13 protein-coding genes are annotated in these 14,488 nt (G+C 47.7%); 5 read left to right on the plus strand and 8 right to left on the minus strand.

Annotated features, from left to right (window positions below; translation table 11 throughout):
• Window positions 1–79 precede the first annotated feature (79 nt).
• Together AC3WQ3_RS20470 and AC3WQ3_RS20475 are read left to right on the plus strand one after the other, a co-directional pair.
• Window positions 80–952, plus strand: a complete 873-nt coding sequence (locus AC3WQ3_RS20470) for an alpha/beta hydrolase family protein (protein ID WP_492473321.1) — start codon at window positions 80–82, stop codon at window positions 950–952.
• Window positions 953–1,044: 92 nt separating this feature from the next.
• Entirely contained in the window at window positions 1,045–1,761 is a 717-nt protein-coding gene (locus tag AC3WQ3_RS20475; RefSeq protein ID WP_492473322.1) for a YoaK family protein, read from the plus strand.
• Between the two features lie 91 nt (window positions 1,762–1,852).
• Here the strand turns inward: AC3WQ3_RS20475 and AC3WQ3_RS20480 are convergent, their stop codons facing one another.
• Window positions 1,853–2,764 carry a LysR family transcriptional regulator gene (locus AC3WQ3_RS20480; protein ID WP_492473323.1) on the minus strand — a complete coding sequence of 304 codons (912 nt, stop codon included), beginning with the start codon at window positions 2,762–2,764 and terminating at the stop codon, window positions 1,853–1,855.
• Window positions 2,765–2,902: 138 nt separating this feature from the next.
• On the opposite strand from AC3WQ3_RS20480, the gene AC3WQ3_RS20485 reads away from it, so the two are divergent.
• The 3 genes from AC3WQ3_RS20485 to AC3WQ3_RS20495 all read left to right on the plus strand — a co-directional run bounded on the left by AC3WQ3_RS20485 (window position 2,903) and on the right by AC3WQ3_RS20495 (window position 6,281).
• Window positions 2,903–3,592, plus strand: a complete 690-nt coding sequence (locus tag AC3WQ3_RS20485) for an O-methyltransferase (protein WP_492473324.1) — start codon at window positions 2,903–2,905, stop codon at window positions 3,590–3,592.
• 99 nt (window positions 3,593–3,691) lie between these two features.
• The gene (locus AC3WQ3_RS20490) at window positions 3,692–4,996 is read left to right on the plus strand and encodes an MFS transporter (protein ID WP_492473325.1); all 1,305 of its coding nucleotides are present in this window, start codon (window positions 3,692–3,694) and stop codon (window positions 4,994–4,996) included.
• A gap of 163 nt (window positions 4,997–5,159) precedes the next feature.
• Window positions 5,160–6,281 (plus strand): AbrB family transcriptional regulator, encoded by a 1,122-nt coding sequence (locus AC3WQ3_RS20495; RefSeq protein WP_492473326.1) that lies wholly within the window; start codon window positions 5,160–5,162, stop codon window positions 6,279–6,281.
• A gap of 111 nt (window positions 6,282–6,392) precedes the next feature.
• On the opposite strand, the gene AC3WQ3_RS20500 is transcribed toward AC3WQ3_RS20495, so the two are convergent.
• From AC3WQ3_RS20500 to AC3WQ3_RS20530, 7 genes are all read right to left on the minus strand, one after another.
• A complete protein-coding gene (locus AC3WQ3_RS20500; RefSeq protein WP_336779765.1) occupies window positions 6,393–6,596 on the minus strand; it encodes a hypothetical protein in 204 nt (67 codons plus the stop codon).
• 77 nt (window positions 6,597–6,673) lie between these two features.
• Window positions 6,674–6,934, minus strand: coding sequence for a YkgJ family cysteine cluster protein (locus AC3WQ3_RS20505; RefSeq protein ID WP_492473327.1), 261 nt, complete (start codon window positions 6,932–6,934; stop codon window positions 6,674–6,676).
• A gap of 44 nt (window positions 6,935–6,978) precedes the next feature.
• Window positions 6,979–7,830 (minus strand): chemotaxis protein, encoded by an 852-nt coding sequence (locus AC3WQ3_RS20510; protein WP_492473328.1) that lies wholly within the window; start codon window positions 7,828–7,830, stop codon window positions 6,979–6,981.
• A 229-nt stretch (window positions 7,831–8,059) separates the two neighbouring features.
• The gene (gene treP / locus AC3WQ3_RS20515; protein WP_492473329.1) at window positions 8,060–10,075 is read right to left on the minus strand and encodes a PTS system trehalose-specific EIIBC component; all 2,016 of its coding nucleotides are present in this window, start codon (window positions 10,073–10,075) and stop codon (window positions 8,060–8,062) included.
• A 29-nt stretch (window positions 10,076–10,104) separates the two neighbouring features.
• Complete coding sequence (gene treC / locus AC3WQ3_RS20520) at window positions 10,105–11,826, minus strand: alpha,alpha-phosphotrehalase (RefSeq protein WP_336779762.1); 1,722 nt, start codon at window positions 11,824–11,826, stop codon at window positions 10,105–10,107.
• Window positions 11,827–12,139: 313 nt separating this feature from the next.
• Window positions 12,140–13,492 (minus strand): C4-dicarboxylate transporter DctA, encoded by a 1,353-nt coding sequence (gene dctA / locus AC3WQ3_RS20525; RefSeq protein WP_336779761.1) that lies wholly within the window; start codon window positions 13,490–13,492, stop codon window positions 12,140–12,142.
• A 289-nt stretch (window positions 13,493–13,781) separates the two neighbouring features.
• On the minus strand, window positions 13,782–14,474 hold the full coding sequence (locus AC3WQ3_RS20530; RefSeq protein WP_336779760.1) for a metal-dependent hydrolase: 693 nt from the start codon (window positions 14,472–14,474) through the stop codon (window positions 13,782–13,784).
• Window positions 14,475–14,488: the final 14 nt, after the last annotated feature.

A 14,488-nucleotide genomic window follows, 5' to 3' on the forward strand; every position in this document is an offset into this window, starting at 1 on the left:
TGACACATGCTACATGGTATTCCATGCTCTATACCTTGTCATATCTACATCTATTGACCATGAAAGAGGCTGATTTTTCTTGCTGTATCAAGTGACCTATTCCTCTAATGAATTCCGGGTTAAAGCGTATATGTATCTGCCCGAAGGCTGTATAATCTCTTCTCCTTGCCACAAGCAAGAGACGAAGGAACATATTGGAACATGCAGCACGGACTTATTACATGATGTGAAATTCCGGCTGCTGGCAAGTCGTTATCCTCCAACGCAAATCGATAACCATAAGCAAGAAAGTTGGCCTGTTCTTATCTATTGTCGCGGAGGCCTTGGCAACTATGGCGGCGTAAAAACGGCCTGGGTGGAGCAGTTTGCACACAAAGGCTACATCGTGTTCGCTCCCTCCTATCGCGGCAATGAGGGTAGCGAAGGCCGGGACGAGTATGGTGGACATGATATTGAAGACGTGCGAGCCGCATACCGGCTAGTACAAGCACTTCCATATGCCGATTCTTCGCGTATTTCGCTTATGGGATTCTCCCGCGGGGCCATCAATGCTGTGCATACAGCTACCTTTTTCAACGAAGGCCCCCACCATGTACATAAACTTGTGCTGTGGAGCGGTGTTGCCGATGTCGAACGGACATATCAGGAGCGAACCGACCTGAGACGCACATTGAAACGTATTCTGGGCGGAACGCCTCGTGCTGTTCCCGAAGCCTATCTTGCCCGTTCTCCGTTGGCTGCCGCCTCCAAGCTTCGCTGCCCCGTACTGATCATGCACGGTACAGAAGATACCCAGGTCAACTATAGTCATGGAACCCGTATGTATCATTGGTTGAAGCGAAGAGGAATCGAAGTAACCTTTCATGCCTATGGGGGACAGAATCACTGGTTCCATGACCGTATCCATGCAGCCGCGGTAAACAACATGTTTGATTGGCTTGCTTCACCTTAGTTCCACACCATAAGTGAACGTACCGTCTTTATTTTATGAGATGATGCTGTATACTTGAGGGGTTGAGCATTTCTTGAAAGGACGGATTCACCATGCAGCAACCTCTGCAAAAGTATTCACTTCTGCTTCTATGTCTGGCGGCCGGAATGGTCGATGTCATTGGATATCTGGGACTGGGGCATGTACTTACCGCGAATATGACCGGTAATATCGTACTGCTGGGAATTGCGATAGCCCGTGCGCAGGAGTTTATCGTGCTGCGTTCCCTTATTGCTCTGGCGGGCTTCATTGCCGGCAATGCCATTGCCGCACGCATGATCGGTTCCCAACAGACCAAAAACGGATGGTCATCCCGTGTAACCCGTGTTTTTGTTGTCGAAAGCATCCTGCTCCTGATATTCGCGATCATCATGGTCAGCCCTTATTCAGAACAGCTTGCCTATCTGTTAATCGCCATACTGGCTGCTGCTATGGGAATGCAAACTACAGCTGCACGGCGGATCGGCATCGCCGGGATCTCCACCACAGTACTGACAAATAATCTTGCCGCAGTCATTGAAGATGCCGTAAGCATTCTGCAGCGTCTCCGGCACACGAGTATAGGTTCATTGATGAAGGCTTTATCCACTGACTCATACTTGCGGGTGTTTGCCGTAATCATTTATCTGATTGGTGTCATTGTCGCGGCACTTATGTTTCATAACACTCCTATGATTGCTGTCTGGATACCTGTTGTCGTGGTTGGAGGCGTGACTTTGCTTGCCCTATACCGGTTTAACGATCAGCAAGGTGTTACAGCAGAACGTTAACATTCGGGTTTGATATGCCATGTCAATCTTCATACAAAACATTCTGGGAGGCATGTCGTGTTCGTTTCCATTTCAGATATCCTCCATTCGTTTATCGGATATCATCTCCGATTATCCGGGATGCCTCCTGCCGAATTAGCTGTACCAGATGCTGCGCTGCAGGTGATAACACTTCACCAGCTCGGGTACACACGGCAATCTTATTTTTCAGATGAATTCCTCGGACATATACACGTGAAAGACGGCCCTCACGAACATCTTCCTTTACGACCAATGAGGATATAAAATTGGCTCCGTAACCGGCCTTTACCGCACTAATCGTTTCATTCAACCCGTTGAACTGCAGCGCAATTCGAGGGGCAGCCACGTAGTTCATACTGCATAGTGAGATTAGCCGCTCACGCGTCGCACTGCCTTCTTCACGCATGATGAAGGGTTCTGCTACCATCTGGGCCAAGTCCACTTCCCGATCAGCATACGGATGCGCTGGATGCACGACAAACCACATGTCATCCTCAAACAATTCATCCCAATGTACGCCTTGATGTGTAACCCCGCTCCCACCGTATACGGCAATCTCAGCCTCATATCGCAGCAGTTGATCAAAGGCCATCCGGGTATTGGTCGTACTAACCACCAGTTCTACATCTTCGTGCATTTGCTTGAACTTCGCAATCCATCCAGGCAGCAAAAAATTAGAAGGCAAGTACGTTGCCGTTAACCGAATGATGCCTTTCTTCCCTTCCCGCATATCCTGCACAAAGTTCTCTACATCCTGTTCAAGCAAAAACAGACGTTCTGCGTATTCTTTTAACTGCACACCCACATCGGTAAGAACCAGTCGTCTACCCTCTGTAACAAATAAACGAATGCCCAGCTCATGTTCAAATTTCTTCACCTGTGACGAGACCGCAGGCTGGCTAATATTCAGTTCTTCTGCGGCGCGGGTAACGCCACCATATCTTACAATGGCATGGAACAATCGTAATCCGTGCAAATTCATTTCCGTCACTCCTATGTCGGTAATATATAACTTTAATTTATGATTTTATATATAATATATATTTTATTTATACATCTGTAATCATTATAGTTGAATTATGAAATTCAAACTATCGTTTTTGGAAAGGACGAAACCTTTATGAAAAACAATGATTATTCTTCTCTTGAGCACACTTGGAGTCAGGTCGACGACTATTTGAATCAGTTGCTTATTCCCTCGGATCCTCTGCTGGAACAAACGCTTCGTAGGAACACGGAAGCCGGATTACCAGCCCATGATGTTGCTCCTAACCAAGGGAAATTCCTTCAGCTCCTGCTTCAAATTCACGGATCAGCACGTGTGCTTGAAATAGGTACGCTGGGTGCTTACAGCACGATCTGGATGGCAAGAGCACTGCCTGAGCACGGAAAAATCGTAACGCTTGAAGCTGATCCACATCATGCGGAAATCGCACGCAACAATCTGGTGCAGGCTGGGCTAATCGACAAGGTTGATCTGAGGATTGGACCTGCATTAACAACCCTTCCTGACGTTCAAGAAGACTACAGGGAGCCTTTTGATCTGATCTTCATTGATGCAGACAAACCGAGTAATCCCGATTACCTCCGATGGGCGCTCCGTCTGTCCCGGCCGGGAAGTCTGATTATCGGAGATAACATCGTCAGAGATGGCGAAGTGATCCATGCAGAGAGTACGGACCCGAGAGTTCAGGGCGTACGTCAATTCCTCAAGCTGATCGCCGATCACCCTCGTCTTGAAGCAACTGCACTGCAAACGGTAGGCAGCAAAGGGCATGATGGATTGGTCATCGCTCGTGTCATTGCGTAATTCAGCCTTATGACAAAATAAACAGTGGTCAATTCTTCCGCAAATCCCCCTTTCCTGTTACACTGGAATCACTGCACTGGTACGACTGGGGGATTACACTTGAGAGTTTTACGACAGATTCACGCTGAGATTCGGGGTTGGTCCCGAAATATTCAACTCTTTTTTCTGGCAAGCATCCTGTATCAGATCGGAAATGGCATGTTCTCGGTTTTGTACAATCTGTACATTCAGGGTCTAGGCTACAATGATACAATGAACGGCCAGATTGTAAGTATACAATCGTTAGCCACAGCGATCATGTTTGTACCTATCGGGCTTGGTGGTGATCGTTTCAGCCGAAAGAGACTGCTAATCGCAGGCGCTTTATTCAGCGGAATCTTCCTGATCGGCCGGTCATTTGATTATTCGGCGAGCGGCCTGATCTGGTTTGCTGTATTTTCAGGGCTATTCGCAGGCGTCTTTCAGGTCCTGGCCATTCCTTTTCTGGCCGAAAATGTGAAGAAGAGTCAGCGGTTGAAGATGTTCAGCTACTACTCCTCCCTTGTGCTCGCCTCACAGGTGCTTGGAAGTCTAGGCGGCGGAGTGTTTGCCGACCTTCTGCACACACTGGGAATCGCCAAGGTTACTGGACTGCAAACCGTGTTGTTCATTGGGGGGGCAGCAACTTTGGCCGCATTTATTCCGATGCTGTTTGTATCCGATGATAAGACTCCCTCACAGACTGTCACTACTGGTGCTGTTCCTGCGGTGGTTGCCTCTGAGGATAAGAATCTGTCTGCTACCGAACAGCCTGGGAATTTACAGGACAAAAAGAATGACTCCCGACTGATTGGTCAGTTTGTTATTACTCAATTACTGATTGGGTTCGGTTCCGGGCTGGTCGTCCCTTACCTGAATTTGTATTTTACCAACCGGTTTTCCGTTTCGCTAAGTGCGATGAGCTTACTTATTTCGCTTGGACAAATTATGACAATCGTCTCCATGCTGATCGGGCCAACGCTTGCCGCCAAAGTCGGAAGTGTCCGAGCTGTAGTCATATTTCAGGTGTTTTCCCTTCCATTCTTGTTGTTGACCGGCTTCACTAACGTACTTTTCATTGCTTCGGTCAGCTTTTTGTTCAGACAAGCTTTGATGAATGCAGCGAATCCGATTCAATCTGCCATTCTGGTAGACAGAGTTTCCGACAAGCGTCGCGGAATCGCCAATTCCCTGATGCAAACTGCATTTATGATTGGGTGGGCAACGATGGGGCCTGTTCAATCCTACCTCGTAACCACATACGGCACATACTGGGGATACGCCATTACGTTTAGTATTACGGGTGGTTTATACGTGATTTCCTCGCTGATGTACTATATGATGTTTAAAGAACCCAAACCTTCAGCTCGTGTTCGGTTAAACTAATCAAGCTGTAGCAAGTTCGCTTAACATGTCGTAGTTCGTTCATAAATAGCAAACTGTGAAGGGACGTATTTTATCATCAGGAGTGATCACACATGGTTCATACTCTTAATTCAGACTCATACTTACTACTGATACAACCTGATCCAGCAGAAAGACCAAGCGGATGGAACTGATGCATAAGCACAGTCCCTCCGCCTTTTTCCGGTTCATTCTTAGTCTGTGCGTCTCGGTACTCGGCGGACTTCTGTTCACAGCCATCCACACCCCGATTCCCTGGCTGCTCGGCCCCATGGTATTTATGCTGCTTGGGTCTCAGGTCGTTAAACTGCCGCTCCTATGGCCAACCTCCATCCGGGATTATGGGATTCTGATCGTCGGTTATTCTATCGGGTTGTCACTGACAGCAGATGCACTGCAGGGCATTCTCCACCAGCTTCCCGTTATGCTGCTCATGACCCTGCTGTTGATTGGATTATGTACGTTAACCGCATACATCGCATCCAAGCTGACTGATTTTGACTTCCCTTCTCTCCTGGTCGGAAGTATTCCTGGCGGGTTGTCCCAAATGGTTTCGCTTGCGGAAGAAATAAAGTCCATTAATCTGACGCTGGTGACCTTCCTGCAAGTGACTCGGTTGATCTTGATTGTGTTCTGTGTGCCTTTCCTGGTGTTCAGTCCATGGATTGGCGGTGCGGCGGGCGCTGCAGCTGATCCGCAAGCGGCCCAGGCAGCGTCATGGATGAATCTCTTTCCGGAGATCCTGCTCTATGGTCCGCTCTGTGTAGCTGGTGCCTGGGTTGCTCGTAAGCTTCGTTTTCCTACAGCGTTTATGCTTGGGCCAATGATTGTTATGTGTGTCATACATCTGACTACAACAATGCAAACATCACCCTTGCCTTCCTCCTTGCTGAATATTTCGCAGCTGATGATTGGCAGTCATGTGGGTCTCATGCTAAGGCCTCAGCATCTGCAGCGCAAAACACAGACCATTACCCTCGCTGTGCTCAGCAGTGTTCTCCTTATTGCCAGCTCGCTTGGGTTAAGTTATGTACTCATGCAGCTGTTCTCTCTTTCAGCCGCTACCTCACTGCTCAGCATGGCGCCAGGTGGAATGGATCAGATGAGTATCATGGCTCATGAAGTCAATGCCAACTTGTCCGTGGTGTCAGGGTATCAGCTGTTCCGGATCCTTTTTATTTTCTTCATTGTATCCTCCGTGTTAAAGCTGCTTCTCACACACATGCTGAAGAAAAAAGAAGAGCGTGTTCGTTCCTCCAGATCCTGAGGGACAAGCACACCAAAAAAAGAGTATCCCTTGGTTGTTATCCATGGATACTCTTTGGTTTGATTTTACACGTTGAGCTTGATTCGTGCAGGGTACATTCTTCTTAGCCACTTATGAGTACATACGATTATACATCCAGCTGACCACACCTACTGCAACCACTGCAGCAGTAATTACAAAAACATAATAGCCCGTTTTACTTTTCGATCCAGAAGTTTGCTTATCATAGAAGTCCGAGTTTCGTCGATAGAATCCCATCCACAGTTCAGCGATCATATTCGCTGTCACGACCAGAAATCGTTTGACCAGATGCATTAACCCCATGCTCCTCTCTACTCATATAACTTCCATAATAAGTATAATTACCCTTTTTTCAATAAAACAACTTCACGTTAGAATCCGGGTTTCGTTTCTTCCTCCAACCAGTTCAGAATAATAAAAGCCTCTTGATCCGAATCTCCACACATATCAACAGAAGCCTGTAATCCACTGCAAACAGCCGGACGATCCGGATGACCAAAGATGCTGCATCGATTATCGGCTGTCAGTTGTACGCACCGTACACCTGCCGGTTTACCATCTTCCATGCCTGGTATCGGTGAAGAGATGGAAATGGCGATACAACATGCGGCACAGCCTGTCCTGCATTCCAAAGTAATTCCCTCCTTCCAACAGTCGTATCCTATATACATAGATGTCATTCACGATTCACCCAAGTCCAGGTCCGTGCCAGTCCTTGAGCAATCCTGCGGTTCATGGCCCTATTGGCGAAGTATCCCCCATGACTGAGCGGATTCCAGCTCCCAATCAAACTACCTGAATTAATTTCTATATCTTCCTTGACCGCGGCTTCATAAGCCGGATCGATAGGTCTTAAGGGATATCCAAGAATATCGTCCCGATCATAAAAATTAACCCATTCCCCCTCAAGTCCGGGAAAGTACTGCTGTGCAGCCATGGAGGATGGCACCTGAATCGGACTGCTAAAGTCATGATAACGTAGACTCCAAAGTGGCAGCGTCGTTCCGAACGAATAGAAATTGGTTAACGTATCTCCCCGCTCCAATGCAGAGGTCACATCCACAATCGATGGGACGCGGCTCGATGGAAACTGGAGATCATAAAAAAAATTGCTAGCAATGACAGCACCCAGACTGTGAGCGATCACACAGAGCGGAGTTTCGGAACCGTTGCGCTGTGCGAGTGCATGCATGGCCCGGTTGAGGGTGCTGTGTACAGCGTCATAATTATGGCCTTGATGCTCAACAGGCTGATAGGCGACGGCATCCGCCAAATAGTGAATGACAAATCTGCGCAGCGCCTGATAATTCAACCTATGAGAGCTTACCAGCTGTTGGAACAGCGCTTCTTCCCTCTCTTCAAAGACGTCCGCCCAGAAGACCGGCTCAATGTCCAAATATTTCTCCGCTGCACCACGCATGACCATCACTTGATCAAATTCCTTATGCAAACGTGAAATCAATTTATCCGCATAATCATCCTTTTGCATACCCAGCCCATGTATAACCATCACAGCTACACGCGTCATGGCTCTCCTCCTATCGTCCTTAGCACTAGGAACTCTCCTCAGAACCATATGAATAATTCATCCGTAACATGCATACACGCGGAGATCAACGATAGTCTATTTCAAATTTTAGTTATATATAGTGTATCATGACCCCAAAGAAAAACGAACCAGTTCCAGGCTCGCAGACCTGTACTGGTTCGTCTTGATATAGAAGAAAGCGAATAATGTTATAAGCTCCGGTGAGTAATTATCCCTTCAGATGAACGGTTAGTATACCATTGCGATTGGATGAAACGTCACCTGTAGTAACTTCAACCCGATCAACCATATCCTGCCCATCCGGAATAATGATTGGTGTAATGAGCGGATGTCCAGCAGCTTCAATGACATTACGATCAAATTCGAGCAGCGTCTGTCCCGCTCTTACATGTTCACCAGCTTCGACGTGCATGTTGAAGCCCTCGCCTTTCAGCGATACCGTGTTGATCCCAACATGGATCAAAATTTGCAAGCCGCTTGCATGTTCCAGAATGACCGCATGTTTGCTTTTAATAACATGTGCAACCTGGGCATCAAACGGGGCAACTACTTGATTGCCTGAAGGTTCAATGGCTACCCCTTCACCCATCTGTTTCTCGGCAAAAGCCGGATCCGGTACCTGGTCCAATGGAACCGCTGTTCCTGTTAATGGTGCCATGACTTCCAGCGTGTTCACGGGTTCGTCTCCCACTTGTGCGTTTGTGCGTGTCCGTTCGGCTACAGCTGCATCCGTACCCGAAACCGCTGTGTTGCTCGCGGAAACTGCGGTTGTTTTGCTTCCGGTTACCGCTTCAGCATGGGTACTGCGATCTTGTTTTCTCAACTTCGCTCTGCCGAAAATCACCGTCAGAACGAATGGAACGATGAGCACAATCGCCATGCCGATGAAGAACACTCCCCATTTGTTCGGGAAGATGGACAGGAATCCGGGAACCCCACCTACACCGATGGAGGTTGCCTGGACATTATTCATGGTCAACAGAACGCCACCAATGGCTGAACCTACCATACCGAAGATAAACGGGTAACGATAACGGATGTTTACCCCGAAGATGGCAGGCTCCGTAACACCAAGGAAAGCTGATACGGATGAAGTAGCCGCAAGTCCGCGCATCTTCTGTTCGCGCAGAACCAGCATCATCGCAAGCGCTGCAGAACCTTGGGCGATATTGGACAGCGCCAGCATCGGCCACAAGAAGGTACCTCCCTGACTACCAATCAATTGCACATCGACCGCCAGGAACGTATGGTGCATACCGGTAATAACCAGCAATGCATACAGACCACCATAGATTAGACCACCAAGTGCCGCATAGGATTCATAAATATAAATCAGGCCAGATGTAATCGCATTCGCAATGGCGAACGTAACGGGACCAATGATGGTAAATGCAAGGAATCCGGTAACAAGTAATGTTACAGGTGCAACGACAAGCAGCTTGACGGAGTCATGCACCCTTTTGTTCAGGAAAATCTCAATTTTGGCCAACAGGTAGGCCGAAACCAATACCGGCAGAACCTGGCCTTGATAACCAATCTTCTCAATATGCCAGCCGAAGAGATTCCAGGTCGGCACGGTGCCTTCATTTACTGCATTCGCATAGCTGTAGGCACTCAGCAGATCAGGGTGCACCAGGATCAGCCCAAGCACAATCCCCAGCAGCGGGCTTCCGCCGAATCTTTTTACCGCTGCCCATCCAATTAAGGCAGGAAGGAAGGTAAAGGCTGTGCTTGCAATGGTATTAATAATGGACGCAAGGTCCTTCCATGCCGGGTAGACATCAACCAGCGATTGTTCATCAAAGAATATGCCCGGTCCTGTCAAAATATTGTTGATTCCGAGCAGAAGACCTGCCGTAATTATGGCAGGCAGGATCGGAATAAAGATGTCTGACAGCGTTTTGATTGCGCGTTGGATCGGATTTTGCTTTTTGCCGGCAGCTGCCTTCACATCGTCCTTGGACGCACGGTCACCGCCTGTTATCTGGATCATCTCATCGTATACCTTATCGACAAGTCCAGGTCCGATAACAACCTGGAATTGACCTTGCGATGAAAATTGCCCTTTGACCAGATCATTCTGGTCCAGACCTTCCGTATCCACTTTACTCTCATCATACAAGGCGAACCGGAGTCGTGTGACACAGTGCGTCGCAGCTTCGATGTTTTCTTTTCCACCGACAGCCCGTACGATCTCCTCAACCTGTTTTCTATCGATTGCCATGTTGTCACTTCCTATTTAGATAATGTAATTTAGTCCTGTTGTGGTACAAGCCACATATAAGAAGCGTACGGACTAAGTGTGATGACCTGATCCAGAGCAGGTTCCACCTCTGTGTTGCCAATAAGCAGTTTAGCCGTTTTACCGGATACGTGATCGTTCCAGACCGCTGCTGGGAGTGAGAAGGATACCTCTCTCTTGCTGAAGTTGGACACAACGATCAATGTTTCATTGCCATTTGTCCGGGCATAAGCGAATACTTCGGGATGTGCATCATCCAGACGCTCATACAGACCGTCTGTCAATACGGGGACCTGTTTGCGCAGTGCAATGAGCTTACGATAGTGATAGTAGATCGAATTCGGATCAGCCAATTGTTCAGCTACGTTTGTCGAAGGATAACGTTCATCTACTTTGATCCAAGGTGTACCTGTTGTGAATCCGGCGTTCTTGCTGCCATCCCATTGCATCGGCGTACGGGAGTTGTCTCGGGAGCGCTCTTTCACGATGGCAAAGGCTTCTTCCGCTGACTTTCCGCGTTCTTCCTGAAGCAAACGATACATATTCGTGGATTCAATGTCACGGAATTCGCTTACGTCATTCCAGACGGGATTCGGCATTCCGATCTCTTCACCTTGATAGACATAAGGCGTACCCTGCATGCCGTGAATGGTTGTTGCCAGCATTTTCGCACTCTCGGCACGGTAGTCCCCATCATCTGCGAAACGGGACAGCGCTCTCGGCTGATCATGATTGTTAAGGAAGAGTGCGTTCCAGCCTCCACCTGCCTGCATTCCTGTCTGCCATTCACTGAACAAGCGTTTCATCGCTTCAAAATCATAAGGCATCAATTCCCACTTCTGCCCATTCGGATAATCCACCTTCAGGTGATGGAAATTGAACGTCATTGAAAATTCACGGGAAGCCGGATTCGAGTAGCGGATGCAATGTTCCAGTGTTGTGGAAGACATCTCTCCAACCGTTACCATGTTGTAGGGACCGAATACTTCCTCATACATCTCGGTGATATATTCATGAACACGTGGTCCGTCCGTATAGAATTTGCGTCCATCGCCTGGTCCTTCGCTGCCGTCATCATTCGGAAAACGCTGATCCTTGGAGATTAGGTTAATAACGTCCATCCGGAAACCATCTACACCCTTTTCTGCCCAAAACTTGATCATGTCCCTTACCGCCTTGCGAACCTGTTCGTTTTCCCAGTTCAGATCGGCCTGGGTTTTGTCAAACAAAGTCAGGAAGTACTGCCCTGTCTGCTCGTCGTACTGCCAAGCAGGTCCACCGAATTTGGACTGCCAGTTGTTTGGTACGCCGCCGTCCGGCGCCGGATCTTTCCAAATGTAATAATCCCGGTACGGATTATCCTTGGATGAACGCGCTTGCTTGAACCATTCATGTTCGGTTGACGAGTGGTTCACCACAATATCGATCATCAGTTTCATATCACGAGCCTTCAGACCCTTCAATAATTCATCAAAATCTTCCATCGTACCAAAGTCCGGATTAATCTCGTAATAGTCCGCTACGTCGTAACCATTATCATTCTGCGGAGATACATATACCGGCTGCAGCCACACAATATCAATTCCGAGGTGCTGCAAATAATCAAGCTTCTCGGTCAGCCCCCGAATATCCCCGGTGCCTGAACCCGTGGTGTCGTTGAAGCTCTTGGGATATACCTGATACACCGTGGAGGTTCTCCACCACGATGAGGAAGTTGTATCGTTTGAACTCATGTTAACGCCTCCAATAAGTTGTATTGCACATGATCAAGATCTCAGTTAACTACATTTCTATATTACATAAGTAAACATGTATATACAAGTTGAAACTATAATATACCTAGAATATTCCTCTTCTACACATTCCCCATTAATAATCGCTCTGTAACATAAATTTGCAGGTTTGCGTTTGGCAACTCCCTGATACATGTATTGGTGAACGCAAATAAACGTCTGCTTTCGCAGTGATCACACTGCAAAAACAGACGCCTTTATGGTTGGTTCTCCTTGTAAGGGGGGATACTCGTGAATCAAGACTCCAGCCTTTCTAAAGCATTTCGGGCGATACGGCTCTTTTCCCTTGTTCAGACCTACTTACTGACATTGATGATAGCGAGGCCTGTTCTTCACGTTCCAGTTCTGCAGCGCTGATCTCACCGGAAAGAACGGCGCGCATGCGCTTCTGATCCAGCAGGCCTTCCCACTTGGCTACGACGAATGCGGCCACGCAATTGCCCATCAGATTCGTGAAGACACGCATCGTGTCCATGAAACGATCTGCTCCAAGCAGCAGCGCAACCGCAGCAACCGGGAATGCATTGAGCGCAGCGGCAGTGGCCGATAATGCAAGAAAGGCAGAACCGGGAACACCAGCCATCCCCTTAGAGCTTAGCATCAGCACAAGAAGAATCGTGATCTCTTGTCCGAGCGTCAGGTCGATGCCTACCGCCTGAGCCAGAAATACGGTTGCAAGGGAAAGGTAGATTGAAGCACCATCCAGATTGAACGAGTACCCTGTCGGAACAACGAGACCAACGACGGCTCGGTCACATCCCGCTTTCGTTAGCTTATCCATCATACGGGGCATAACTACTTCGGATGAACCTGTTCCAATCGCCAGCATGACTTCAGAACGGGTATATTTTACAAATTGTAAAAAGTTAAGACCGGTGATCCACCAAGCCGCAAGTGCAAGCATCACCAAGAACAACAACGCCGCTCCATAGCAGGCAATAATAAGCATCCCGAATGAGGATAGCGTGGAGGCTCCATACGCTCCAACCGTGTAGGCCATAGCACCAAACGCACCGATTGGAGCAAGTTTCATGATGTACCCAATAATCCGGAACAGAATTCCCAGTATATTCTCAATCAATGTGAGCACATTTTCCTTTGCTTTGTTCTCGGTTGCCGCCAGCGCCACTCCAAACAGACAAGCTACAAGTAGTACTTGCAATAATGCATTTTGTGCGAAAGCGTCCACAACACTGGTCGGAATGATGTTCATGATAAAATCGACCACATGCGGCAGCTCGGATCCGTTCGTTTTGGCTTCAATGCCGCTTGCATCAAGTGTTGAAGGATCAACATTCATGCTTGCACCGGGACGGAGCAGGTTGGCTGTACCGAGACCAAGGACGAGAGCAATCGTCGTTGCAATTTCAAACCATATAATCGCTTTGAGTCCGATTCGCCCGACCGACTTCAAATCACCGATTTTGGCAATACCTGTAACGATCACCATAAAAATAAGAGGTGCAATAATCATTTTAATCAATTTGATGAAGCCTGTTCCAAGCGGTTGCAGTAAGCTGCCCAAATCAGGCCACAAGATACCTACACCTATCCCAATGATCACCGCCACAATAATTTGGAAAAACAATGATTTCATAAATGACATGAACGTTCCCCCTGTTTTCCGTTCCATTCGGAACGTTGTTTACGTGTAGTTTTTTATAACATCCCCAACCAGCCTGCAACAATGAAAATTGAATATTTTTGTTATATGTACCAACTTCAAGCCCACTTTTTGAACCTAAAACCGAAAAAAAGCGAATATCACGTCAGTTATCATAACGTGATATTCGCCTTTGGCCGTATATTTAAATTTTATAAAATAGTGTTCATGTACAAAAAAACGATTATGGAATGGGACATTACATGCTAACCATAATAATCATTCAATTCAATTAAAGCGTGATGGATTCGCCTGGTGCAAGGACTTGGCCTTTCAGTCCTTTGGCAGCAAGTTGCTGTACAAACTTCTCAGAATCCTGACGGATTACCGGGAATGTATCATAATGCACAGGAATGGTCAGTTTTGCGTTAAACCATTCTGCAGCCTGCAGTGCGTCTTCAGGGTCCATAGTATAATGCCCGCCAATCGGCAGAAAAGCAACGTCAATCTGATGGCGGTCACCAATCATTTTCATATCGCCGAACAAGCTTGTATCTCCGGCATGCAGAATGGTTTTACCGCCTATGTTAATGATAAATCCCGCAGGCAGTCCTGCGTACATGATCCGCTGTTCCTCTTCAAGCACAATCCCCGAAGTATGAAACGCCTGAATCATTTTGGCCTGAGCAAAATCCAGATCTACTGTTCCGCCCATATTCATGCCAATGGTTTCCAGCCCTTTCCAGGACATGTATGTAGCCAGCTCCACGATGGCGACGACTTTGGCATTATTTGCCTTGGCAATTGGTTCGGCGTCGAGAATATGATCCATATGTGCATGCGTCAGCAAAACGGCATCGGTTTTGATGTCTTCCGGCTTGGTCACGGCCAGTTCATTGCCGCGCAGGAACGGATCGATAATTAAAGACTTCTCCCCAGTACCCAATTGAACGCTAGAGTGTCCATGGTACGTCATTTTCAACATTTTAAGTCCTCCTG

It is taken from the genome of Paenibacillus sp. FW104-T2 (assembly GCF_058789975.1).